General features: G+C 71.0%; 23 protein-coding genes. 17 read left to right on the top strand and 6 right to left on the bottom strand.

Translation table 11 applies throughout. From position 1 onward, the window contains the following. Positions 1–71 precede the first annotated feature (71 nt). Positions 72–1,217: an alkaline phosphatase family protein gene (locus DCI01S_RS10360; protein ID WP_061229140.1), complete on the top strand. Its 1,146-nt coding sequence runs from the start codon at positions 72–74 to the stop codon at positions 1,215–1,217. Positions 1,218–1,244: 27 nt separating this feature from the next. On the opposite strand, the gene DCI01S_RS10355 is transcribed toward DCI01S_RS10360, so the two are convergent. Next, on the bottom strand, positions 1,245–1,970 hold the full coding sequence (locus DCI01S_RS10355) for a serine/threonine protein kinase (protein WP_232303116.1): 726 nt from the start codon (positions 1,968–1,970) through the stop codon (positions 1,245–1,247). A gap of 292 nt (positions 1,971–2,262) precedes the next feature. Here DCI01S_RS10355 and DCI01S_RS10350 point away from each other — a divergent pair, with 292 nt between their 5' ends. The 12 genes from DCI01S_RS10350 to DCI01S_RS10300 all read left to right on the top strand — a co-directional run bounded on the left by DCI01S_RS10350 (position 2,263) and on the right by DCI01S_RS10300 (position 11,329). Continuing rightward, positions 2,263–2,556: a hypothetical protein gene (locus DCI01S_RS10350; protein ID WP_061229139.1), complete on the top strand. Its 294-nt coding sequence runs from the start codon at positions 2,263–2,265 to the stop codon at positions 2,554–2,556. Between the two features lie 4 nt (positions 2,557–2,560). Next, positions 2,561–3,463 (top strand): hypothetical protein, encoded by a 903-nt coding sequence (locus DCI01S_RS10345; protein ID WP_153038744.1) that lies wholly within the window; start codon positions 2,561–2,563, stop codon positions 3,461–3,463. A 5-nt stretch (positions 3,464–3,468) separates the two neighbouring features. Further along, a complete protein-coding gene (locus tag DCI01S_RS10340; RefSeq protein ID WP_156482575.1) occupies positions 3,469–4,449 on the top strand; it encodes a hypothetical protein in 981 nt (326 codons plus the stop codon). Further along, positions 4,446–4,931 (top strand): hypothetical protein, encoded by a 486-nt coding sequence (locus DCI01S_RS10335; protein WP_061229136.1) that lies wholly within the window; start codon positions 4,446–4,448, stop codon positions 4,929–4,931. Before DCI01S_RS10340 ends, DCI01S_RS10335 begins: the two co-directional genes overlap by 4 nt. A gap of 236 nt (positions 4,932–5,167) precedes the next feature. Further along, positions 5,168–6,259: an IS110 family RNA-guided transposase gene (locus DCI01S_RS10330; protein ID WP_218001317.1), complete on the top strand. Its 1,092-nt coding sequence runs from the start codon at positions 5,168–5,170 to the stop codon at positions 6,257–6,259. A 109-nt stretch (positions 6,260–6,368) separates the two neighbouring features. Beyond that, entirely contained in the window at positions 6,369–7,550 is a 1,182-nt protein-coding gene (locus DCI01S_RS10325; RefSeq protein ID WP_061229134.1) for a zinc-dependent alcohol dehydrogenase, read from the top strand. Continuing rightward, positions 7,547–8,296 carry a histidine phosphatase family protein gene (locus DCI01S_RS10320; protein ID WP_061229133.1) on the top strand — a complete coding sequence of 250 codons (750 nt, stop codon included), beginning with the start codon at positions 7,547–7,549 and terminating at the stop codon, positions 8,294–8,296. The genes DCI01S_RS10325 and DCI01S_RS10320 overlap by 4 nt, the downstream gene beginning before the upstream one ends. Continuing rightward, the gene (locus tag DCI01S_RS10315; protein ID WP_082767742.1) at positions 8,293–9,213 is read left to right on the top strand and encodes an NAD(P)H-hydrate dehydratase; all 921 of its coding nucleotides are present in this window, start codon (positions 8,293–8,295) and stop codon (positions 9,211–9,213) included. The genes DCI01S_RS10320 and DCI01S_RS10315 overlap by 4 nt, the downstream gene beginning before the upstream one ends. Before the next feature lie 25 nt (positions 9,214–9,238). After that, positions 9,239–9,772 (top strand): transporter substrate-binding domain-containing protein, encoded by a 534-nt coding sequence (locus tag DCI01S_RS10310; RefSeq protein WP_061229132.1) that lies wholly within the window; start codon positions 9,239–9,241, stop codon positions 9,770–9,772. Positions 9,773–9,785: 13 nt separating this feature from the next. After that, positions 9,786–10,205 (top strand): cation efflux transmembrane domain-containing protein, encoded by a 420-nt coding sequence (locus DCI01S_RS18160; RefSeq protein ID WP_368664638.1) that lies wholly within the window; start codon positions 9,786–9,788, stop codon positions 10,203–10,205. 11 nt (positions 10,206–10,216) lie between these two features. Then, positions 10,217–10,759 (top strand): cation diffusion facilitator family transporter, encoded by a 543-nt coding sequence (locus tag DCI01S_RS18155; RefSeq protein ID WP_368664637.1) that lies wholly within the window; start codon positions 10,217–10,219, stop codon positions 10,757–10,759. 69 nt (positions 10,760–10,828) lie between these two features. Then, complete coding sequence (locus tag DCI01S_RS10300) at positions 10,829–11,329, top strand: hypothetical protein (protein WP_061229131.1); 501 nt, start codon at positions 10,829–10,831, stop codon at positions 11,327–11,329. Between the two features lie 37 nt (positions 11,330–11,366). On the opposite strand, the gene DCI01S_RS10295 is transcribed toward DCI01S_RS10300, so the two are convergent. The 3 genes from DCI01S_RS10295 to nadA form a co-directional block, all read right to left on the bottom strand. Further along, positions 11,367–11,888, bottom strand: a complete 522-nt coding sequence (locus DCI01S_RS10295; RefSeq protein ID WP_061229130.1) for a hypothetical protein — start codon at positions 11,886–11,888, stop codon at positions 11,367–11,369. Between the two features lie 64 nt (positions 11,889–11,952). After that, positions 11,953–12,873: a carboxylating nicotinate-nucleotide diphosphorylase gene (gene nadC / locus DCI01S_RS10290; RefSeq protein ID WP_082767743.1), complete on the bottom strand. Its 921-nt coding sequence runs from the start codon at positions 12,871–12,873 to the stop codon at positions 11,953–11,955. Between the two features lie 41 nt (positions 12,874–12,914). Further along, complete coding sequence (gene nadA / locus DCI01S_RS10285; RefSeq protein WP_174521550.1) at positions 12,915–13,946, bottom strand: quinolinate synthase NadA; 1,032 nt, start codon at positions 13,944–13,946, stop codon at positions 12,915–12,917. A gap of 132 nt (positions 13,947–14,078) precedes the next feature. Here nadA and DCI01S_RS10280 point away from each other — a divergent pair, with 132 nt between their 5' ends. Beyond that, complete coding sequence (locus tag DCI01S_RS10280) at positions 14,079–14,786, top strand: NUDIX hydrolase (RefSeq protein WP_061229144.1); 708 nt, start codon at positions 14,079–14,081, stop codon at positions 14,784–14,786. Positions 14,787–14,792: 6 nt separating this feature from the next. Here DCI01S_RS10280 and DCI01S_RS10275 read toward each other — a convergent pair whose 3' ends face one another. Continuing rightward, complete coding sequence (locus tag DCI01S_RS10275) at positions 14,793–15,395, bottom strand: hypothetical protein (protein WP_061229128.1); 603 nt, start codon at positions 15,393–15,395, stop codon at positions 14,793–14,795. A gap of 141 nt (positions 15,396–15,536) precedes the next feature. Here DCI01S_RS10275 and DCI01S_RS10270 point away from each other — a divergent pair, with 141 nt between their 5' ends. The 3 genes from DCI01S_RS10270 (at position 15,537) to treY (ending at position 22,329) form a co-directional block, all read left to right on the top strand. Then, positions 15,537–17,696 carry an acyltransferase family protein gene (locus DCI01S_RS10270; RefSeq protein WP_061229127.1) on the top strand — a complete coding sequence of 720 codons (2,160 nt, stop codon included), beginning with the start codon at positions 15,537–15,539 and terminating at the stop codon, positions 17,694–17,696. Between the two features lie 74 nt (positions 17,697–17,770). Continuing rightward, entirely contained in the window at positions 17,771–19,900 is a 2,130-nt protein-coding gene (gene glgX / locus DCI01S_RS10265; RefSeq protein ID WP_061229126.1) for a glycogen debranching protein GlgX, read from the top strand. Continuing rightward, positions 19,900–22,329, top strand: coding sequence for a malto-oligosyltrehalose synthase (gene treY / locus DCI01S_RS10260; protein WP_061229125.1), 2,430 nt, complete (start codon positions 19,900–19,902; stop codon positions 22,327–22,329). The genes glgX and treY overlap by 1 nt, the downstream gene beginning before the upstream one ends. Positions 22,330–22,400: 71 nt before the next feature. Here treY and DCI01S_RS10255 read toward each other — a convergent pair whose 3' ends face one another. After that, entirely contained in the window at positions 22,401–22,766 is a 366-nt protein-coding gene (locus tag DCI01S_RS10255) for an RNA-binding S4 domain-containing protein (protein ID WP_061229124.1), read from the bottom strand. Positions 22,767–22,875 lie beyond the last annotated feature (109 nt).

Genomic DNA, 22,875 nt, shown 5'->3' with positions numbered 1-22,875 from the left:
GAGGCAGTCGCCACGGCGGGTGAGCCGCCGGTTACCGCCCTCACCAGCGGCGGATGAGGGATGGTGAAGTCATGACAGAGATCCCGATCGAGCCCTCCGCCCATTCACTGGCCGATGTCATGCCGTCTGTCGCTGCGTCGCTGGGCTCCGGCCACCACAACCCGCTCGGGATCGCACCGGCTCACGACGCAGTCCTGGTCCTCGTCGACGGCCTCGGCGCCGAGCTGATCCGTCGGTACGCCACCGACGCCCCGACTCTCGCCGCCATGTCCTCCCGGATGATCTCCGCGGGCTTCCCGGCGACGACCGCGACCAGCCTGACGAGCCTCGCCGTAGGCGCTCCGTGTTCCAAGCATGGGATTGTGGGGTACAGCTTCCGAATCTCGGACGACGCCGACAACACCGCCGTCTCGTTCAATCCGTTGCGCTGGACCCTCGACTCGGCGGGCGGGCCGTCGGCGATGGATCGCTTCCCACCGCGGAGAATCCAGCAACGGTCGAGCCTGCTCGAACATCTCGCCTCAGACGGCATCGACGTCACCTACGTGATGCGTGAGGAGTTCCGCGAATCAGGACTGACCCGGGCGGCCTTCCGGGCGGACGGGGACTTTCGCTCTGCTGTCTCCCTCGACGAGGTGAAGCAGGGAGTGATCGACGCTGTGGGCCGCCCCTCGCGATCCAGGCGCTTCGTCTACGCGTACTACGGCGACCTCGACCTCATCGGACACATCCACGGCCCCGGCTCTCCGGAGTGGCTGGAGTCGCTCCGCGCTGTCGACGCCTTCATCGCCGACCTCGCCACCGATCTCCCCCGCGACTGCAGACTCATCGTCACCGCGGACCACGGAATGGTCAACGCCGAGACCGTCGTCGATATCGACCACACGCCCGCACTCCTCGCCGATGTCGAGATCGTCGCCGGCGAAGCTCGCGTCCGTCACGCGTACGCCCGCCCGGGCGCAGCGGACGACGTCCTCCACGCGTGGCGAGCCGAACTGGCCGGTCACGCCCGCGTGATCAGCCGCGAGCAGGCCTTTGACGAGCGTCTCTTCGGCCCCGATCGCACCTACGCCGACCGGCTCGGTGATGTCATCGCCATCGCGAGCGGCGGCGTCATCCTCTCGCGGTCGGAGCACGAGCCGATGGAGTCGTCCCTCCTGGGCCACCACGGCGCCAACACCGCGGCGGAGCAACACATCCCGCTCATCCTCCGGTGATCCCGGCGTCGGCGCACCACGCCGGCGTCAGCAGGTGACGAGAACAGACGGATCGCTGGTGATGTCCAGCCACCGACCGTAGGCCGGGGGCCCCGCCGCGCGGACATCCGCGCACAGTTCCTGCCGGGTGTAACCCGACGCCCGATAGACCGCGTAGATGACGTTGCCGTTCTCGTCGCGCGGCCGCAGTGACGGGCACGCCATGTCCGTGCGTAGGTAGGACGCTCCCGGATACCTGGCCAAGGCCGAGGCGATCTCCTGGGCGTACGCGCCCGGGGTGACCGCCGAATAGAGGACGACGATCCCCCGGCCGTCACACGCCGGTCGAGACATGGGCGTGTCGAGTCCCAGATCACCGACGGTCACGGCGGGTTCCGGCGCGGCCGACGCCCCCGGTGCCACCGGCGCCGCCTGTGGAGTCGGCGCGAGCGGCGAGCTGGGGGCCTCCGTCGACGGGACGACCGGACTCTCCGTCGCCACGGAAGCAGCGATGGGAGTCGCGCCGGGTGCAGCGGCGGGCTGATCGTCCCGCGCCGCGACCAGGTAGCCGACCCCCGCTGCGAGCACGAGGAGCAGTACCACGACGATCCCGCCCAGGATCCATACCGCGGTGTTCCGACGCGGCTCCCGGGTGTCGTTGAACGGCGCGTATCGCCAGTCATCGGTGTCCCAGCCGTTCCCGGGCGATCTCGTCATGTCCACCACCGTCGCCAGGGCCGTGTAACCGGCCACTCCCGCCTGAATGACGATCACTTTATCCACGGTGAAGCGGCGACACTTCGTTTTCGCGTCCGCGCAGGCGTGGAACCGAACCGGCGATCCCGCGCGTCGAACAGGGTGCACGGATAGGTCGCACAGAACCGCAGCAACAGCGACACCGACAGCAACAGAGACGTCACCACGACCAGCGAGGCGGAGATGAGAACGCAGGTATGAGTACGACGACGACGAGCGCCACCACAGCACCAGGCCGCTTCCACCGGGATACGCGGGCCCGTCAGGGGGAATCGGCGCGGCCGGTGGTCGAACCCACGGTGGGGCGACGATGACCGGGCCTCTCGATGTCACGCCGGCGGAACTGACGAATCTCGCCCGGCGCGTGGACGGATTCGGCGACCAGATCGGCGGGATCACCCCGGAGGGCGACCTCTCCACGCTGGCGAATGTTCTGAGGGGCAGCAGGGTCGCGGCTATCGCGAGCACGCTCGGCGCGCGGCTGAGTCAGTCGGCCGACAGGCTGAGCTCCGACCTGTTGGAGGAGGCGGGCCGCCTCCGGACCGCTACCGGGGTCATCGTCACGGCGGACGGCCACAACGCCGCGATGTTCGGCGGGAGGTGAACCGGTGCCGATACGAGTCAGCGACGCACTAGCGTGGCAGGTGGACGACGCCGAATCGCGCCTCAGCGCGGTCCGCGCGGGAATCACCGTGACGAATGACGTCGCGGCCCGCCTGCGCGACGATGCGGAGCGGGTGCTGGACGGGATGGAGGGTCAGTCCGTCGACGCGGCGCGCTCATCGGTTCAGGATCTGCGTCGGCGCACATTCGCACTCGGCGACGACCTGCGCAGCACCGCGAATCCCCTGTCGTCGTTCGCTCGATCCGTCGCCATCCACCGGGATCGGCTGAGGGCGGGCGTCGAGGCGGTACTCCGACAGGGGGCGACCCTCGCGGAGGACGGAAGCGTGGTGTGTCCTCCCGACATGGAGGCGACCCGATCGCGAGAACTCCGAGAGCTCGAAGTGACCATCAAGGACGCGCTCCGTGCGATCGACTCTCTGGACGTCGAGACTGCGGACACGCTCACCCGCCTCTATGAGACCATCGCCGACCACAGCAACAACGTCGACGCCAAGACGATCACCGTGGGCGTGGTGAACTCGGTGATGACGGAACCACTGGCCGCCGCGATCGCGGCCGGCGACGACGGACTGCGCAGCACCCGAGTCGTCGCCAAGGGGCTCGGCCCGTTCGGGTCGGCGCTGAGCTTCGTGGCCGGGGTGTACGGCGCGCCGGAGGACGAGCCGTTGACGGAGACGCTCGCCGCCGAGGGCGCCGGTCTCGGAGCGGGGCTCGCGGCGAGCATCGTCGGTTCCGCCGTAGCGGGTGGCGTGGCCGGAAGCATCGTTCCCGGCGCGGGGACGGTGGCCGGCGTACTCGGGGGCATCGTCCTCGGCACGTTTGCGAGCGCCAGGGCGTCCGCGCACGTCCGCGACCGATTCGACGACCAGCGGCAAGGCGGGTGAGGGTGATGTCCCAACCGGCACCGGACTCTGCCGCCCGGACCATCGAGTGGACCTACCGCGTCGCCCAGAACCCTCGGTGGCTGCTGGCGTTCGCGGCCCTGTGTTGGTACGCCGGGCAGGTCGTATGGGCTGCCACGTCGATCGACGTCTGGTGGTTTCTGGGTGTCATCACCCCGGTGCGCGCCGCGTACTCCGAGCGGCCCGACCTCGTGGAGCTCGCGTATCTTGGGTCCAGTGCGATGGTCGCCGTGCTCGTTCCGACCGTCACAGGTTTCGTCCACCTCAGGACTCCACCCCGGATCGATGAACCCCGAACACCGATTCCCGCATACGGGCACTGGCGCCTCCACATTCCCTTCGTGGTCGGGATCGCGCTGGGCTCATGGATGCTGATCCGCTGGTTCTCCGATCCCGACTACGACAACCTCTGGTCTCAGGTCTCGGCCTACGTGGCCCTGGCGATCGGGTGGGCGGGCATCGCCTTGGTCGGCTGGTCCCTCGTCGCCGGAGGTCACCGTCGCGCGCTCGTCTTCACACCCGGGGCGCTGCACTACACGCGCGGGTACTTCCAGGCCGCCATCCCGTGGGACTCCGTCACCGCACTCCGATCCGTGTGCGACGCCAACATCAAGAACGGGGGCCCCGGCGAGATTCACCGGCCCTCCCACCGCAATCTCCGCGCGGGGGTCCAGATGTTCGTTCGCGAAGGAGTGGAGACCAGAAGGAAGACCATGCTCTTCCGCATCGACGATCAGGACGTGATCGGCGTGGACTGCTCCGGTTACAAGATCGAGCCGAACACGCTTATCAACGCCATCTACCTCCTCGTGGAGAACCCCGGGCTCCGGCCACTGCTGGACACTCCCGAGTGCGCCGAGTTCTTCGTGGGTCCGGACTGGAACACGCGTCGGACGATGCGCGTCGGCGATCGTTGGGATCGGTCCACGGGCGAAATCGTCCGCGCCGACGACAAGGACACGCCATGACGACGCTCGCAGAGTTCCTCGAGGCCGGTGACCGCGTCCTCGAGCCGCTGGATGACGCCTCACTCGCCGGGCTCGACCCGGGTGCCGGCTGGCGACTGGTCGAACAGGCCGTGCCGGTGGGCAACGTCGCGATCTGGGCACATCCCGGGTTGTACCGCCAAGGATTCCAACCGACCGTTGTCCTCTCGCTCGCGCGGATCAGTCCCGCGATCGACCTCGGAACGCTGCTGGACCGGCTCGACGACACGGCTGCGACGCTCGAACGCTGGCGGGTGCGGGCCACCGACAGGGTGGTGGACGACCGGGGTCGACTGGTCTCGGACACCCTCGGCGAGTTCCGCGTGGGCCCTCACGAGCTCACCGCGTCGACGATCGCCACCGTGTGGCAGGACGGCGGCGCCACGGTGCTGCGTCAGGTGGTGGTCACGACCTTCACCGACCAGGTGACGACGCACTCGGACGTCCTGCGGGCGCTGGGCTGACAGTGATGATGTGTGTAGTGGTTCTTCGGGCGGGTCTGACTCACGGGCTGACCGTCGCGGTGGCTGACTAGAAGCGGATTTGTCGGCCCGCTCGGGGGATCGCTACGCACGCGACCGGACGGGCGTTTGTGACCTCATAGGAGCTTGGTTCAGAAGCCCCGCCACTGTCTTGTCCGCCCGCCTGGCCGGCGCGTGCTGCCCCACCGGGATCAACGAGAAAGGCAGCAGTGACCATGATGTCCGATCAGCACGTGCATGTCATCGCCGGAGTGGATACGCATGGCCAGACCCATCACGCGGCGGTGATCGACTCCCTCGGGCGGCATCTGGCCGACCGAGAGTTCCCGGCCACGGGTTCCGGGTACCGGCAGCTACTTTCATGGCTCGGCGGCCACGGCACCGTGCAGGCCGTTGGGGTCGAGGGCACCGGAGCCTACGGCGCCGAGCTGTCTCGGGTGCTGGCCCGGGCCGGACTACCGGTGGTCGAAGTCGACCGACCCGACCGCAAGACCCGGCGGATGAAGGGCAAGTCCGACCCGATAGACGCCTATGCCGCTGCTACCGCGGTCGCCTCCGGGCGTGCCACTGGCGTGCCGAAGACCCGCGACGGGATCGTGGAGGCCGTCCGGGCCTTGCGTGTGCCTCGGCGCTCCGCGGTCAAGGCCCGCACCCAAGCGATCAACCAGGCCAGGCAGCTGGTGATCACCGCTCCGGAGGAATTGCGAGCCCAGTTGCGTGGCCTGCCCGCCCGCGAGCTGGCCGCAGTCTGCGCCCGGTTCCGTCCCAGCGACCTCGCTAGTCCCCTCGGCGCGACCAAGGCGGCACTACGCATTCTGAGCCGCCGGATCCTGGCACTGAGTGAGGAGATCGCCGACCTCGACGTCGAGCTGAAAGCCCTGACCGCGCAGACGGCTCCGACCCTGATGAACCGCATGGGCGTGGGACCTGACGTCGCCGGGCAGCTTCTGGCCACCGCGGGCGACAACCCAGACAGGCTGCGCTCCGAAGCGGCGTTCGCGCACCTGTGCGGCGTGGCCCCGATCCCTGCCTCTTCAGGACGACGAGACCGACACCGACTCAACCGCGGTGGCGACCGGGCCGCGAACCACGCCCTGCATACCATCGCACTGAGCCGCATGCGATGGGACGAACGCACCCGCTCCTACGTTGACCGACGAACCGCGCAAGGCCTGTCCAAGAAAGACATCATGCGCTGCCTCAAACGCCACATCGCGCGCGAGATCTACCATGCCCTGATCAACGACCTACAGGCTCGCGACCCCGCCACCAAAGCACCGACCACCGCCGACCTCGACAAAGCCGCTTGACATCCATAGGAGCATCCGGGCGCGTCCACCGGATGCGGGCCGACGGGGTCGTTACTACGGTCGGGAGTATGCGTGAAGGCGCATAGCACGACCAGAGAGGAGCCCTAATATGAAGGCAGTCACCTGGCACGGCAAGCGCGACGTCCGCGTCGAGGACGTCCCCGATCCCAGGATCCAGGAGCCCACCGACGCGATCGTCAAGATCACCAGCACCAACATCTGCGGTTCCGACCTGCATCTGTACGAGGTCCTCGGGCCGTTCATGCACGAGGGCGACATCCTCGGCCACGAGCCCATGGGGATCGTCGAGGAGGTCGGCGCCGAGGTGACCGGCCTCAAGCCCGGCGACCGCGTGGTCATGCCGTTCCAGATCTCGTGCGGGCACTGCTACATGTGCGACAAGGGACTGAACACCCAGTGCGAGACCACCCAGGTCCGTGATCAGGGCATGGGTGCGATGCTGTTCGGGTACTCCGAGTTGTACGGCAGCGTTTCCGGCGGCCAGGCCGAGTACCTGCGGGTCCCGCAGGCGCAGAACACGACCATCAAGGTGCCGCACGAGCACGCCGACGACCGCTACCTCTACCTCTCGGACGTCCTGCCCACCGCGTGGCAGGCGGTGGACTACGCCGAGATTCCCGACGGCGGGACGGTCGTCGTGTTGGGACTCGGTCCCATCGGAGACATGGCGGCCCGGATCGCCGCCCACCACGGACACCGCGTCATCGGCGTCGATCCCGTCGCGGAGCGACGCGCACGCCAGGCGCACCGCGGCGTCGAGGTGATCGACCCGACCGACGTTCCCGGAGAGCTGGGCGACGTCATCCGCGACATGACCGACGGCCGCGGCCCGGACTCGGTGGTGGACGCCGTGGGCATGGAGGCGCACGGTTCCCCGGCCGCCAGTGCCGCACACGCGGCCGTGGGGATGCTGCCCAAGTTCCTCGGCAAGAAGGTGATGGAGAACGCCGGCGTCGACCGGCTCGACGCGTTCTACTCGGCGATCGACATCGTGCGCCGCGGCGGGACCATCTCGCTCTCCGGCGTGTACGGCGGCAGCGCCGATCCCCTGCCCATGCTGACGCTGTTCGACAAGCAGATCACGCTGAAGATGGGCCAGGCCAACGTCAAGCGGTGGGTGCCCGACATCATGCCGCTGCTGACCGACGAGGACCCGCTGGGCGTCGACGACTTCGCCACCCACCGGCTGCCGCTGGCGGACGCCCCGCGCGCGTACGAGATGTTCCAGAAGAAGCAGGACGGCGCGGTGAAGGTGGTCCTCGAACCGTGACAGAACTCGCGCGGCTCCTGCTGATCCGCCACGGACAGAGCATCGGCAACGTCGCCGACGACCGAGCCCGCGCCGCTGGCGCCCACCGCCTCGACCTGGACTACCGCGACGCCGACACCCCGCTGTCGGAGGCCGGGGTCGGCCAGGCCCGCGCGGTGGGCGCCTGGCTCGGCGAGCTGCCGGAGGAGCTCCGGCCCACCGTGTGGTTGACCTCGCCGTACCGCCGGGCGGCCGACACCGCGTCCCTCACACTCGAGGCGGCGGGCGGGGCGGCGGGCGCGCCGACTCTGCTCACCGACGAGCGCCTGCGGGAGCGCGATCTGGGGATCCTGGACGGTTACACCGGTGGGGGGATCCGAGAGCGTTATCCGGAGGAGGCCGAGCGGCGGGACCGGATCGGCAAGTTCTACTACCGGCCGCCCGGTGGCGAGAGCTGGACCGACGTGCTGCTGCGTGTGCGCTACCTGCTCACCGACCTGCGCCAGCAATACGCCGGCGAGCGGGTATGCGTGTTCAGCCACCAGGCGGTCATCATGTGCTTCCGCGTGGCCCTCGAGCGGATGGCCGAGCACGACGTGCTGACGATCGACCGCGAGGACCCGCTGCCCAACTGCTCGGTGACGACCTACCGGCGCGCCGACGACCAACTCACACTCGAGCACTACGCTGACACGACAGCTGTAGAGCGCGCGGATGCGCCGACGACGCATGAGACGCCGACGACGCAGGAGGAGGCGGCGACATGACGGGCGGCGACATGACGGGCGGCGGATCCGGTGGTGCGAGCGGGGCCGAGACGGTCCTCACGCCTCACCTCCTGCGGGACTGGCCACTGCCCGCGCCCGGCGGGGGCAAGGAGGGCCGCGGACGGGTGATCGTCGTGGGCGGCAGTCGGGCCACCCCGGGGGCGGTGAGACTGGCCGGCGAGGGCGCGCTTCGCAGCGGCGCGGGCAAGTTGCAGATCGTCACGGCCGAGTCGGTCGCGCCCGGACTGGCGATCCACATCCCCGAATCCAAGGCCGTCGGGCTGCCCGAACGCGAGGACGGGGAGCTCGCGGCGGTGGGCGCCGAGACGATCATCGGGCTCGCGAAGTCCTGCGACGCCGTGGTCCTCGGCCCCGGCATCGGGGACACGACCGCCGCGACAGACCTACTCGAAGAGGTGCTCCCCCGGCTGGAGACCACCCTGGTGCTGGACGCGCTCGGCATGGCGTACATCACCGAGCACCCCGACGGCCTCGAGCACCTCGGCGGCCGCGTGGTCCTCAGTCCGAACCCCAAGGAGCTCTCTCGCACCCTGGGGGTCGACCAGGACGACGTGGAGGCCGACACGCCCGCGCACGTCACCGAACTCGCGCAACGCGCCCGCGCGGTCGTCGTGTCCGGCACCTCGACCTCGTGGATCGCCGCCCCGGACGGCCGTCTCTGGCGGGACGAGTCAGGATCGTTCGGACTCGGCGTCTCCGGCTCCGGTGACGTCAAGGCCGGCATCATCGCCGGGCTGTTGGCCCGAGGGGCGGATCCGGCACAGGCCGCCGCGTGGGCCACCTACAGTCACGGCCGGGCCGGAGAGCGCCTGTCCGCCCGGACCGGCCCCACCGGCTTCCTCGCCCGCGAGCTGCTCCCCGAGGTGCCGGGGATCCTGGTGGAACTCTCGTCCTGAGCAGGACGTCGGGAGGGTGTCAGTCATGCAGGTCCGGCAGCGCGGGTTCCCGGTCGGCCGGTCGCGCCGGGTCGGGGGTCGGAACGCGCTCGTCGTCGTATACCTCCTCGCCCTCACCGGCGCCCTGACCGCCGCGTGCGGCGGACCGTTCCCCAGGGATACCGACGGCAGCCTCGACCGGATCACCGGGGGCGTGCTACGCGTGGGCGTGTCGGAGAACCCGCCGTGGACCGAGGTGTACGACGACGGGCGCGTCGCCGGGCGGGAGGTCGACCTGGTGCGTGGGTTCGCCACCGAGCACGGAGCCGACGTGGAATGGATCCCCGGTGCGGAGAGCGAACTCGTGATGGCGATGGTCCGCGGCGATCTCGACGTGGTCGTCGGCGGGCTGACGTCCGATACGCCGTGGGAGTCCGAGGCGGCGGTGACCCGACCCTACGCCGATGAGGTCACACCGGACGGCGACACCGAGCAGATGGTGATGGCCACGCCGCTCGGCGAGAACGCCCTGCTCGTGGCGTTGGAGACGTACCTCGCCGGCACCGGGGAGGCGTCGTGAGCGGGGAAGCGTCATGAGCGGGAAGACGGCGCTCGGAGGTCGGGACCTACCCGAGGAGCAGCAGGCCGCACTGCGACGCGCGATCCGGCTGGAGTGGGTGACCCTCGCCGTTCTCGCCGTGACGGTCGCGGCCGTGTACGCGGTGTCGGGCCAGTCGCAGGCGATGAAGGCGGCGTGGATCGAGGACTCGCTGTCCTTCCTGCCGCCGATCGCGTTCCTCGTGGCCGTACGCGTGTCCAGGATCCCGCCGAGCGCGCGGTTCCCGTACGGGCATCACCGGGCGGTCGACATCGGGCACCTCGTGGCCGGCGTGTCGCTTCTGGTCATGGGCGTGTTCCTCATCGTCGACTCGGGCACCGGGCTGATCACCGGCGAGCGTCCCCCGCTGGGGGTGGTGGAACCGGCGGGCACGTCATCTGGTCCGGGTGGCTGATGGTGGTGGTGATGGCGCTGTCGGTCATCGGGCCGTTCATCCTCGGCCGGATGAAGCTCGCACCGGCCGAGGCGCTGCACGACAAGGTGCTCTACGCCGACGCCGCCATGAACCGCGCCGACTGGAAGACCGGTCTGGCCACGATCGTCGGGGTGTTCGGGATCGGCCTGGGGCTGTGGTGGGCGGACGCGGTCGCGGCGCTAGTGGTGAGCGTGTCGATCGTCAGCGACGGCTGGTCCAACCTGCGCGGCGCGATCGAGGGGCTGGCCGACGCGCGCCCCACCCGCTTCGACGGCACCGACCCCCACCCGCTCGTCTACGAGATCGACGGACTGCTGGCCGAGGTCGACTGGGCGGTGGACCGCGGCGCGCGCGTGCGTGACGAGGGGCACGTCTTCCACGTGGAGGCCTTCCTCGTCCCCGCCGAGGGCCGGGAGGTCACCGTCGAGCGGCTGTCGGAGGTCCGGCGGGGGCTGGCGGCGCTGAGCTGGAAGATCGAGGACGTCGTGGTCACGGTCGTGCCGGAGGTACTGGACGCGCACCGGCCGTGCTGACGCGCGCACCGGCCGCGCACCGGCCGTGTACCGGCTGCGGATCGCCGTGCGGGCTGGCACTCTCGGGGCATGCCCACTCTCGACGACATCCGGACCGCCATCGACGCCGCCACCGATCCCGAGCAGCCCGCGTTGGAGCGGGCCCGCATGATCATTGTGGACAAGCTCGGCGAGCGCGACAGCCTGGGACTCGACGAGCTGATCGAGTCGGTGTGCGAGGCGTACGACGCCCACTCGGGCGAGCCGCTGCGGCTGGTCGACGTCGACCCGTCCGCCCCCGAGACCGACACGCCCGCCCTGCGGAACCTGCGCTATGCCCGCGCCGCGCGCATGGCGATCATCGCGCTGCTCGACGAGGGGACGATCGTGGCGGTCGAACCGCTGCCCGGCGACGGTGAGATGGTTCGCGCCACTGGCGAGGGGGACCCTGCGGGAGACCAGGACGACGACGAGGTCACCGCCGCCAAGGAGACCACCGACGCGGCGGCCGCGAAGGCCGGGGCCGAGGAGGTCGTCGTCGCGACGGGCCCGCAGCCGGAGGGGCGGCGGTTCTCGCTCGCCGACCGCTGACCGCCCCCGCCGGCGGAACCGAAACCTGCGGGGTGCTTTACAGGGTGACGGTCTCGTCCGGGTGGTCGGTGTCCTTGAGCGGCTTCTGCGCCCCGCCGGACAGGGTCGCCTCCCCGAGGCGGGCCTCCCTGTACCGCTCGGCCTGCGCCTGGGTGATGGGTTCGCGGGAACCGTCCTTGGCGTAGCACACCGGCAACCAGGCGCCCTCGTCGTCCAGGCGGGCGACGATCCGCTGGCGGAGGCGGAACGGCTGGATGGAGTCCGACCACGCGACCAGCAGGTCGAGGTTCCCGCCGCGGGCGTCGGGCGTCGAGTCGGTGATGCAGAAGTGCTGCACACTGCGCCACACCGCGAACTGCGCGCCGGACACCGACAGGGGATCGACGGTCGCGGCCTTCGGCGCGCGGGCGGACCGGGTGCGGGAGGCCTTGGCGGGCGCGGCGGGCGGGGGCGGTGAGGTGTTCTCCCCGGCCTCGACGCGGCGCCGGGCCTCCTCCATCCGCTGCAGTCGTCGCTCCGCCGCCGTGCTCTTCTCGCCTGAGTCCCAGAACCCCGTCATGGCAGACGACTTTACGCGGCCTGCCGTCTCGCGCCCGAGCCCGAACGCCCCCGTGGGGCGGACCTCACAGGTCCAGGCCGAGGTCCAGCACAGCGACAGAATGGGTAAGCCCCCCGACCGCGAGATAGTCGACGCCGCAGCGTGCGTAGTCGGCGGCCACGTCGAGAGCGAGCCCGCCGCTGGACTCCAGTCGGGTCCTCGGCGAGACCTTGTCGCGGCGCTGCACCGCGATCTGCGTCTGCCACACCGGGAAGTTGTCCAGCAGCACCAGGTCGACGCCCGCGGCCAGCATCTGGTCGAGCTGCTCCAGGGAGTCCACCTCGACCTCGCACGGTAGCTCCGGGAAGCGCTCGCGGACCGCCGTCAGCGCCGGGAGGACCCCACCGGCGGCGACGACGTGGTTGTCCTTGACCAGTACCGCGTCGCCCAGGCCCAGGCGGTGGTTGACCCCGCCGCCGCACCGCATCGCGTACTTCTGCAGCAGCCGCATTCCGGGCATCGTCTTACGCGTGTCGCGGACCGCGCAGTTCGTTCCGGCGAGTTCGTCGGCCCACGCGCGGGTGGCGGTGGCGACCCCGGACAGGTGGCACACCAGGTTGAGCACCGTGCGCTCGGCGGTGAGCAGCCCGAGGGTGGGCGCGCTGATCTCGGCCACGACGTCGCCGGCCGCCACGCGGTCGCCGTCGCGGGCGTGGAGGGTCACGGAGAACCCGGGGCCGCTCTCGCCGGACGAGCCGCCCGTGCCCCGGCCGATCACCTCGTCCAACACCATCTCGATCAGCGGCAGGCCCGCCACGACGCCGTCTGCGCGAGTCGCCAGCCGCGCGGTCGCCCGGGCATCGGCCGGCACCGTGGCCAGCGAGGTGGCGTCCGGGCCGTATCGCAGGTCCTCCTCGAGCGCGCGACGGATCGCGAGCACCGCGTCCGCACGGGTGTCGGGGTCGAAGAACTCGTCGTCGTCGACCCCGGCTGCACCGCTCGCCACCGTTCCGCGGTCCGACACGCCGCCCGACACGCCCGGGCGGCTCACTCCCCGGACCCCGGGTTGCCGATCGCGATCATCCGCTCGACCGACCCGCGCGCGGCCTCGGCGGTCACGGGGTCGACGTGGACCTCGTCGGCGCCCTCGACGAGGGCGCGTAGCAACGCGGCCGGGGTGATCATCTTCATGTACGGGCAGCTGGCCTGGTCGTTGACCGGCAGGAAGTCGATCTCCGGGGCGGCCTTGCGCAGCTGGTGGATCATGCCGACCTCCGTCGCCACGAGCACCTCGCGGGCGCCCGAGGCACGGGCGGCGTCGATCATGCCGCCGGTGGACAGGATCTTGACCTGATCGGCGGGCACCGCGCCCTCGGTGGCCAGGTGCAGCGCGCTGGTCGCGCAGCCGCACTCGGGGTGGACGAAGAGCTCCGCGCCCGGGTGGGCGCCGGCCTTGGCCGTGAGCTGGTCGCCGTTGATCGCGGCGTGGACGTGGCACTCGCCCGCCCACACGAGGACGTTGTCGCGACCGGTCTTGCGCCGCACGTGCGCGCCGAGGAACTGGTCTGGCAGGAAGAGCACCTCGCGGTCGGGGTCGATCGAGGCGACCACGTCCACGGCGTTGGAGCTGGTGCAGCAGATGTCGGTGAGCGCTTTGACCGCCGCGGTGGTGTTGACGTAGGAGACCACGACGGCGTCCGGGTGCTCGGACTTCCACTCGGCCAGCTGCTCGGCGGTGATGGAGTCGGCCAGCGAGCAGCCCGCGGCCTCGTCAGGGATGAGGACGGTCTTGTCGGGCGAGAGGATCTTGGCGGTCTCGGCCATGAAGTGCACGCCGCAGAACACGATCGTCGACTGCTCGACGGCCGCCGCGATCCGCGACAGGGCCAGCGAGTCACCGACGTGGTGGGCGATGTCCTGGATGGCGGGGATCTCGTAGTTGTGCGCGAGGATCACCGCGTCCCGCTCGGCGGCGAGGCGGCGGATCTCCGAGGCCCACTCGGCGTCCGGCTCGACGCCCGTGTACACGGAGCCGTCGTGACGGATCCTCGCGGCGAGCGGCGAGTCGAGCCGCCCGATCGTGGTGCCGGGCCGCGGCGCGACCGTCGTGCTGTGTCCTGTGGCAGTGCTCAACGCTGCCCCCTCCCGGGTGAAGTCTCACGGCGCCCTCCGGCAACCGCCCGGGGACGTTTTCGACTTATGATCGAATACATGAAGGAGTGTAACACCGGTCACGAGGTGCTCGTCGTGGTGAGCCAGGTGCGGCCGGTCTCCGAGGCCTCGACACCCGCCCTCCACGTGCTGCTCTGGCAACACTCCCTGGGGCCCGCCGCCGGCCGGTGGGCGCTCCCGGGCGGCGAGGTCCGTGACGACGAGGACCTGCGCGCCTCCGCCACCCGGCAGCTCGCCGAGAAGGTCGACGTGCGGTCACTGAGCCACCTCGAACCGGTCGCCGATTTCTCCGACCCGGCCCGCGTCCCCGGCCGGCGCGTGTTCGCCTCCGGCTTCCTCGGCGTGCTGCCCTGCGACGCCGCGCCGGCCCTGCCCGACGACACCGCGTGGTTCCGCGTGGACGAGCTGCCCGACACGGTCTACGACCACGCGGGCATCGTCGCACTGGCCCGCGACCGCCTGGCGGCCAAACTGTCCTACTCCAACCTCGGCTTCGCCCTCGCGCCCGAGGAGTTCACGCTGTCCTTCCTCGCGCAGCTCTACGCGGCCGCGCTCGGGCACCCGGTGGACCCGACCAACCTCCAGCGCGTCCTGACCCGCCGCCGCGAGCTCGAGGCGTGCGGGCGCAGCGCTCCCCCGGGCCCGTCGGGCGGGCGGCCGGCGGGGCTGTACCGGTTCGCCGAGAGGCGACTGCGCATCACCGACCAGTTCGCCACCCTGCGCCCGCCGACCGGCAGCGGGTGGTGAGTCCCGTCAGTCGGCGTGCAGGTCCGCCGACGGGTCGAGGTACGCCAGGGCGGCGACCGTGAACGCCGCGATCATCGTCCCCAGGGCCAGCCAGCCGACGCCGGGAGGGAACCAGTCCCACGCCGGGCCGGACAGGCCGTAGATCATCCGGTCGTAGAAGAGCTCCCCCGCCGCCGGGGCCTGACGCACCACCTGCCCGTACGGGGCGTCCTCCGGCGGCGCCGCGAGCACCCCGGCCACCGGGGACGCGGACATCGCGGCCGTCGTCGCCGCCAGCCCGGGCACGAGCGCGAGCGCGGGCACGCCTCCCGGCCGCCGCAGGCGGGGATGTCGGTGCCAGAGCACGAGCACCGCGCACACCGTGGCGGAGCCGGTGAGCACGACGAGCGTGAGCAACTGGCTGCCACCGTCCGCCCCCGAATCGGTCAGCCGCAGGCCGCGTCCGCCGCCGACGGACAGAAGCTCCGAGCGGGGGGCCGCGACGGCCCACAGCGTCAATGCCGCGAGAAACGGGGCGACGACGCCCAAGAGTGTGCCCGCCGCGCGTGGGGCGGTGCCGGGCGTGCGGTCGGACGAACGCACGACACCTGACGACGACGGGCCGGTCATGCGGCCCGACTGTACCAACGGCGGTGACGCCGACCCGCTGTGGTGTAATCGGACCCGGCTCCGCTCCCCCCGGCGTGGCGCCCGGATGCCGGGCCGGGGCCATCCGCGACCCCCGGACAAGACGTCAGGAAGTATCAGCCAGTGGCCTCCACCCCTGCTCCCGCGCCCGCCCCCCGGCGCCGCGGGACGAAGGCCTACCGGCACGACATCGACGGCCTGCGCGGCCTCGCGATCGCACTGGTCGTGGTGTTCCACATCTGGATGGGCCGCGTCTCCGGCGGCGTCGACGTGTTCCTCACCCTGTCCGGGTTCTTCTTCCTCGGCTCGCTCCTGCGCGGCGCCGGCGACCCGGACACGCCCCTCAACCCGCTGCCGCACCTCAAGCGCCTGGTCCGCAGGCTGTACCCGGCGCTGGTGGTGACGGTCGCCGCGACCGTCCTCGGCACCGTGCTCGTCAAGCCGCCCACCCAGTGGTCGGCGATCTTCGAGCAGACCGTGGCCTCGCTGCTGTACTACCAGAACTGGGAACTGGCGCTCACCGCCTCGGACTACGCGGCCGCCGACGCGACCATCTCGCCACTGCAGCACCTGTGGTCGATGTCCGTCCAGGGCCAGTTCTACCTGGTGGCCCTGGTGGTGGTCCTCGGCGTGAGCCTGCTGTGGCGTCGGCTCGTCCGCCGCGGCACCCCCAAGTGGGTCCTCGTCGGCATCGTGGCCGCGGGCACCGCCACATCGGCGTGGTGGGCCGTGCTCGGACAGTCCGCCAACCAGTCGTGGAACTACTACGACACCGGCGCCCGCATGTGGGAGCTGCTCGTCGGCGGCCTGGCGGCGATCGTCCTGGCCGGGATCGTCCTGCCCTGGCCCCTCCGCCTGCTCACCACCGCCACCGGCCTCTTCCTGGTGGTGAGCACCGGATTCCTCTTCGACGGCGCGGGCCACTTCCCCGGCCCGCTGGCCTGGTACCCCATCGGCGGCGCGCTGCTCATCATCCTCGGCGGCAACCTCCCGCCCGGCCTGCGCGCCACCCCGGCCCGGGACCCCATCACCTGGCTGCTGTCCGGCCGGCTGTTCCGGCGCCTCGGGGACATCTCCTACTCGCTCTACCTGTGGCACTGGCCGCTGCTCATCCTGTGGCTCTCCCACGACCGCGAGGCCGAGATCACGCTCGCCTCCGGCCTGGTGATCATCGCCGTGTCGATCGTGCTGGCGCTTCTCACGGAGAAATACATCGAGCGACCGGTGCGGATGGCCAGCCGGGCCCGGGGACGCACCACCCCGGCGGCCGCCGCCCGCGACCGGCTCCGGGGCGGCCCGGAACGCTCGCCCCGGGAGCAGAGACTGTTCGTCCGCGCGAGCGTCCTCGTCGTCGTCGCCGCCGTCGCCAGCGTGGCCACCGTCGGCTGGTGGGGCGCCACCTCCGGTTCCCGCTCGGCCGTCCCCTACGTCGACTCCCTCACCGACCCGGACCACCCCGGCGCGCGGGCGTTCCTCGAGGGAGTCCCCGCGCCCGACGACGTCGCGTACGTCCCCTCCCTGCTCCAGGTGGGCAACGACCTGCCCGCCAGCACCATGGACGGCTGCATCTCGACCTTCGAGTCCTCCGAGGTGGAGATGTGCGTCTACGGCGACGTCACCTCGCCCCGCACCATCGCGCTCACCGGCGGCTCCCACGCCGAGCACTGGATCAGCGGCCTCGACGAGGTCGGTCGGCACTACGGCTTCCGCGTGGTCACCGTCCTCAAGATGGGCTGCCCCCTCACCCTGGACGCCACGGTCTCCGACGGCGGCGAACAGCTCTACGAGAGCTGCGCCGAGTGGACCCCCGAGGCGCTGGCGGCGCTCGTCGGGCTGGACCCGGACTTCGTCTTCACCACCGCCACCCGACCCGTCGGCGTCGTGGGACCCGACGTCACCCCCCGCCAGTACGTCGACCTGTGGCGCGCGCTCGGCGAGCAGGGCATCGGGGTCATCGCCATCCGCGACACCCCGTGGCTCAACCGCGGCCGCGGCCCGATCCGCGCCTCCGACTGCCTCGGCGACGGCGGCACCCCGGCCGAGTGCGGCATGCCTCGCGAGCGCTCCATCTCCCCCGTCAACCCCGCCGCGCTCGCCGGCGCCGGCCTCGACTCCGTGCGACTGCTCGACCTCACCGACGGGCTGTGTGATCCCGAGGTCTGCCCCGCCGTGGTGGGCAACGTGATCGTCTACCACGACTCCCACCACCTGTCCGGCTCCTGGGTGCGCTCCGCGTCCGGCGAACTGGCCCGTCAGATGGGGCCCGCCACCGGCTGGTGGTGACCGGGACCTTCGCGTACGAGGGCCTCGCCGGGTACCGATAGGCACTACCCTTGGGCAGCGTGACCCAAGATGACGTGACGCAAGCCGCCCCGGAGCTCATCCGCGCCTGGCCGGGAACCCCTTACCCGCTGGGGGCCACCTACGACGGCACCGGCACGAACTTCTCCCTGTTCTCCGAGGTCGCGGAGCGCGTCGAGCTCTGCCTGATCGACGACGACGGCAGCGAACAGCGAGTCGAACTCGAGGAGGTCGACTACCACATCTGGCACTGCTACCTGTTCGGAGTGACCCCGGGTCAGCGGTACGGATTCCGCGTCCACGGGCCGTACGAGCCGGAGAACGGACTGCGGTGCGACCCGTCCAAGCTGCTGCTCGACCCGTACGGCAAGGCGTTCGACGGCAGCTTCGACGGCCACCCGAGCCTGCACAGCTACGACCTCGACAACCCGGACGAGCGCAACACCGACGACTCGCTCGGGCACACCATGACCACCGTCGTGATCAACCCCTACTTCGACTGGGGCAATGACCGGGCGCCCGGCCACGAGTACCACAACACGGTGATCTACGAGGCCCACGTCAAGGGCATGACGGCCACCCATCCCGACATCCCCGCCGAGATGCGCGGGACCTATGCGGGCATGAGCCACCCCGCGATCATCGACTACCTCACCGAACTGGGCGTCACCGCGATCGAGCTCATGCCCGTGCACCAGTTCATGCACGACCAGCCGCTCATCGACAAGGGCCTGCGCAACTACTGGGGCTACAACAGCTTCGGGTTCCTCGCCCCCCACAACGAGTACGCCTTCTCCCGCCAGCCCGGCGACGCCGTGAGCGAGTTCAAGGCCATGGTCAAGGCCTTCCACGAGGCGAACATCGAGGTGATCCTCGACGTGGTCTACAACCACACCGCCGAGGGCAACCACCTGGGGCCCACCATCGGCTTCCGCGGTATCGACAACCAGGCCTACTACCGGCTCGTCGAGGGCGACAAGCAGTTCTACATGGACTACACGGGGACCGGCAACACCCTCAACGTCCGGCACCCGCACTCGCTGCAGCTCATCATGGACTCGCTGCGCTACTGGATCCTCGACATGCACGTCGACGGCTTCCGCTTCGACCTCGCCTCGTCGCTCGCCCGCGGCCTGCACGAGGTCGACCGGCTGTCCTCGTTCTTCGATCTCGTCCAGCAGGACCCGGTGGTCAGCCAGGTCAAGCTCATCGCCGAGCCGTGGGACGTCGGTGAGGGCGGCTACCAGGTGGGCAACTTCCCGCCCCTGTGGACGGAGTGGAACGGCCAGTTCCGCGACACGGTGCGCGACTTCTGGCGCGGCGAGCCCGCCACCCTGGGCGAGTTCGCCTCCCGCCTCACCGGCTCCTCCGACCTGTACGAGGCCACCGGCAGGCGCCCCACTGCGTCGATCAACTTCGTCACCGCGCACGACGGTTTCACCCTCAACGACCTCGTGACCTACAACGAGAAACACAACGAGGCCAACGGGGAGGACAACAACGACGGCGAGAGCCACAACCGCTCCTGGAACTGCGGCGTCGAGGGGCCCACCGACGACCCCGAGATCCTCGCCCTGCGCCGCCGTCAGAAGCGCAACCTGCTCACGACCCTCATCCTCTCGCAGGGCACGCCGATGATCGCCCACGGTGACGAGATCGCGCGCACCCAGCACGGCAACAACAACGTCTACTGCCAGGACAACGAGACGTCGTGGATGAACTGGGACCTCGACGAGGAGCAGGAGGACCTGCTCGCCTTCACCCGCGAGCTCGTCCAACTGCGGAAGAACCACCCCGTGTTCCGGCGTCGACGCTTCTTCGGCACCCCGGTGCGCGGCGAGGAGGACCCGCAGGACATCGCGTGGTTCGCCCCCGACGGCTCGGAGATGACGAGCAAGGACTGGGACTCCGGCTTCGGCAAGTCCCTGGCCGTCTACCTCAACGGCGAGGGCATCCGCGAGCCGGACGAGCGTGGGCAGCGGATCATCGACGACTCGTTCCTCATGCTGTTCAACGCCCACCACGAGCCCATCGACTTCTCGTTGCTCGGCCCCGAGTACGCCGAGGCGTGGGAGATCGTCCTCGACACCACCCGGCCCGCCGGCGACCACAACGGGGACCTGCCCTCCGACGGCACCCTGGTCGTGGCCGGCCGCGGCACGGCCGTCCTACGGAAGCTGCGCTGATGGGCGACGCCGCGAACGGCGCGGGGTCGGGCCTGCGGGCCCGGGTCGACGCTCTCTCCAGCACCTACCGCCTCCAGCTGCGCACCCCCGCCTCCGACCCCGACGGCCGCGGCTTCACCCTGGCCGACGCCGAGCAGCTCGTGCCCTACCTCGCCGACCTCGGGGTGGGCGCGGTGTACCTCTCGCCCGTCCTGACCGCCACGCCCGGCTCGACCCATGGTTACGACGTCGTCGACCCCACCGAGGTCTCGCCCGAGCTCGGTGGGATCGACGCCCTGCGGTCCCTGCGCGCGGCGTGCCGCGCCCACGGGCTGGGGCTGATCGCCGACATCGTGCCCAACCACCTCGGCGTGGACGAGCCGGCCGCCAACCCCTGGTGGTGGGACGCGCTGCGGCGGGGCCCCGACTCGGAGTATCACCGCTTCTTCGACTTCGACACCGAGAAGGCCAACGGGGCCGACGGCAGGATCGCGATACCCGTCCTGGGCTCTCCGGAGGACGTGGCCGACCTCGTCGTCGTCGCCCCCGAGGACTCCCCGAGCGGCGAGGCCGAGCTCCACTTTTACGACCACCGCTTCCCCGTGGCGCCCGGCACCGGGGACGGCACCGCGCAGGAGGTGCACGACCGCCAGCACTACCGGCTCACCCACTGGCGCGAGCCGCTGCTCGGCTACCGTCGCTTCTTCACCGTCACCGGCCTGGCCGGACTCCGCCAGGAGGACCCCGAGGTCTTCGACGCCACCCACGCCGAGGTGCGCCGCTGGTGCGAGGAGGACCTCGTCGACGGCATCCGCGTCGACCACCCGGACGGGTTGTCCGACCCGGTGGGCTACGCGCACCGACTGCGGGACCTCGTCGGACCGGACCGGCTCGTGCTGGTGGAGAAGATCCTCGCGCCCGACGAGGTCCTCGAGCCCGCCATGGGGGTCGACGGCACCACCGGTTACGACGCCCTGCGGCTCATCGATCAGCTGCTCGTCGACGCCTCCGGCGAGGCCCGGTTGTCCGAGCTCGCCGCGCGGTACAGCGGTGACCCGGGCGACGAGGACCGGATCCACGCGCAGTCCGCCGAGCTCAAGAGACAGATCGCCGCCGAGGATCTCGCCCCCGAGTTGGCGCGGCTCGCCCGCGTCGTGCGCCACGAGGCCGCCGCCGGGCACGGGGGGTCGACGAGCGACGACGTCGAGGAGCGCGATCTCCGCGAGGCCCTGATCTCGGTGATCGCGCGTACGCCGTTCTACCGGGCCGACTATCCCGTCCTGCGGGGCACCCTCCCGGCCATCGTCGACGGCCTGCGCCGCGACCGGCCCGAGCTCGCGCCCGCACTGCGCCTCGTGGCCGGTGCACTCGCGCGCGGCGGCGAGGCGTCCACGCGGCTCGCGCAGGTCACCGGCGCCGCCACCGCGAAGGCCGAGGAGGATCGGCTCTTCTACCGCCTCGGGCGGCTCGTCTCGCTCAACGAGGTCGGCGGCTCACCCGGGCGAATGGGCATGGCCGTCGAGGCGTTCCACCTGGCGATGGCCGAACGCGCCCGCGCCACACCGCTGGCCATGACCGCGCTGAGCACCCACGACACCAAGCGCGGCGAGGACGTCCGCGCCCGGATCTCGGTGCTGTCCCAGGTCCCGGACGCGTGGGCCGACCTGGTCTCGCGCGTGTTCGAGGCCCATCCCCCGCCGGCCGAGGACGCCGGGTACTTCCTGCTGCAGATCGTCGTGGGCGTGTGGCCGGAACCGGGCGGGCCGACCGACGAGCTGCGTTCGCGTCTGCACGACTATGCCGACAAGGCCCTGCGGGAGGCCGCGGTCCACACAAGATGGACCGATCAGAACGCGGAGTTCGAGTCCGCCGCGCACGAGTGGATCGACACCCTACTCGGCTCCGGTTCCGCGCTCATCGGCCCGTTCGTCGAGCGCATCGCCCCGGCCGGACGCGACAACGCACTCGTCGCCAAGGCCGTGCAGCTGCTCTCCCCCGGCGTGCCGGACGTCTACCAGGGCACCGAGGTGTGGGAGGACTCACTCGTCGACCCGGACAACCGGCGGTTCGTGGATTACGGTCCGCTCCGCTCGGGCGCCGTCGCCCGTGCCGGCCATCCGAAGTTCGCACTGGTCCGCGAAGTGCTCAGGATACGCCGGTCGCACCCGGCGGACCTCGTCGGCGGGGCACACGTGCCGCTACCCGTGCACGGTCCCGCGGCCGCGGACGTCGTCGCGTTCACGCGGTCGGTCGACGGCCGCGCGGCGGTCGGGCTGATCGCCCGGCGGCGGACGGCGGTCCTCAGCGCCGGCGATCTTGGAGGCACCACCGCCCTGCTGCCGGAGGGGACGTGGGCGGTGCGGCCCGGCGGGGCTCCGATCTCCGGCCGCGTCGACCTGGGCGAGTTGCTCAGCGCCTTCCCCGTCGTGGTGATCGTTCGCGAGGACTGAGGCGGGTCGACTGGCGTGTCGGGTCCGTCCGGTCGGGCTGGGTGGGGTCGAGCTGGGCCGGGTGGGCTGGGTCAGCCGCGGCCCAGCAGCCTGTCGGTCTCCCGCCGCTCGCGCTTGGTGGGCCGGCCCGCGCCGCGGTCCCGTCGCGGTTGGGAGGCCAGGACCTCCTTGGGCGGCGGCGGGGGCGAGTGGTCGATATAGCAGGTCGCCGCCACCGGAGCCCCGACCCGCTTGCTCACCGTCTCGACCACCTCGAGAATGCGAATCCGGCCGAGCGTGCCCGTCACCTGGACCCGGTCGCCGGGCACGACGTTCTTCGACGGTTGCACCGCCTCGCCGTTGACCTTGACGTGGCCACCCCGACAGGCGGCCGCCGCCTTGGTCCGCGACGGGAACAACCGCACCGACCACGTCCACGCGTCCACCCGCACACCCATGGCCCGAGGATAACCGCGCCCGAAGCCTCCACGCGGCCCGCGCAGTCTCATGACGGCGTTACGCCCTTCGATCGGTGATCCGCCCCTCGGATGACGATCTGCACTCGGA

Origin of the sequence: Dietzia cinnamea NBRC 102147 (genome assembly GCF_001571065.1) — a bacterium.
GTDB lineage: Bacteria > Actinomycetota > Actinomycetes > Mycobacteriales > Mycobacteriaceae > Dietzia > Dietzia cinnamea.
This window is presented reverse-complemented; position numbering and strand designations above follow the sequence as displayed.

What these genes read in the sequence shown, in the direction of transcription:
- DCI01S_RS10360 (WP_061229140.1), top strand. Translation starts at nt 72, where the DNA reads ATGACAGAGATCCCGATCGAGCCCTCCGCCCATTCACTGGCCGATGTC.
- DCI01S_RS10350 (WP_061229139.1), top strand. Translation starts at nt 2,263, where the DNA reads ATGACCGGGCCTCTCGATGTCACGCCGGCGGAACTGACGAATCTCGCC.
- DCI01S_RS10340 (WP_156482575.1), top strand. Translation starts at nt 3,469, where the DNA reads ATGTCCCAACCGGCACCGGACTCTGCCGCCCGGACCATCGAGTGGACC.
- DCI01S_RS10335 (WP_061229136.1), top strand. Translation starts at nt 4,446, where the DNA reads ATGACGACGCTCGCAGAGTTCCTCGAGGCCGGTGACCGCGTCCTCGAG.
- DCI01S_RS10330 (WP_218001317.1), top strand. Translation starts at nt 5,168, where the DNA reads ATGTCCGATCAGCACGTGCATGTCATCGCCGGAGTGGATACGCATGGC.
- DCI01S_RS10325 (WP_061229134.1), top strand. Translation starts at nt 6,369, where the DNA reads ATGAAGGCAGTCACCTGGCACGGCAAGCGCGACGTCCGCGTCGAGGAC.
- DCI01S_RS10315 (WP_082767742.1), top strand. Translation starts at nt 8,293, where the DNA reads ATGACGGGCGGCGACATGACGGGCGGCGGATCCGGTGGTGCGAGCGGG.
- DCI01S_RS10310 (WP_061229132.1), top strand. Translation starts at nt 9,239, where the DNA reads ATGCAGGTCCGGCAGCGCGGGTTCCCGGTCGGCCGGTCGCGCCGGGTC.
- DCI01S_RS18160 (WP_368664638.1), top strand. Translation starts at nt 9,786, where the DNA reads ATGAGCGGGAAGACGGCGCTCGGAGGTCGGGACCTACCCGAGGAGCAG.
- DCI01S_RS18155 (WP_368664637.1), top strand. Translation starts at nt 10,217, where the DNA reads ATGGCGCTGTCGGTCATCGGGCCGTTCATCCTCGGCCGGATGAAGCTC.
- DCI01S_RS10300 (WP_061229131.1), top strand. Translation starts at nt 10,829, where the DNA reads ATGCCCACTCTCGACGACATCCGGACCGCCATCGACGCCGCCACCGAT.
- DCI01S_RS10295 (WP_061229130.1), bottom strand. Translation starts at nt 11,888, where the DNA reads ATGACGGGGTTCTGGGACTCAGGCGAGAAGAGCACGGCGGCGGAGCGA.
- DCI01S_RS10280 (WP_061229144.1), top strand. Translation starts at nt 14,079, where the DNA reads ATGAAGGAGTGTAACACCGGTCACGAGGTGCTCGTCGTGGTGAGCCAG.
- DCI01S_RS10275 (WP_061229128.1), bottom strand. Translation starts at nt 15,395, where the DNA reads ATGACCGGCCCGTCGTCGTCAGGTGTCGTGCGTTCGTCCGACCGCACG.
- treY (WP_061229125.1), top strand. Translation starts at nt 19,900, where the DNA reads ATGGGCGACGCCGCGAACGGCGCGGGGTCGGGCCTGCGGGCCCGGGTC.
- DCI01S_RS10255 (WP_061229124.1), bottom strand. Translation starts at nt 22,766, where the DNA reads ATGGGTGTGCGGGTGGACGCGTGGACGTGGTCGGTGCGGTTGTTCCCG.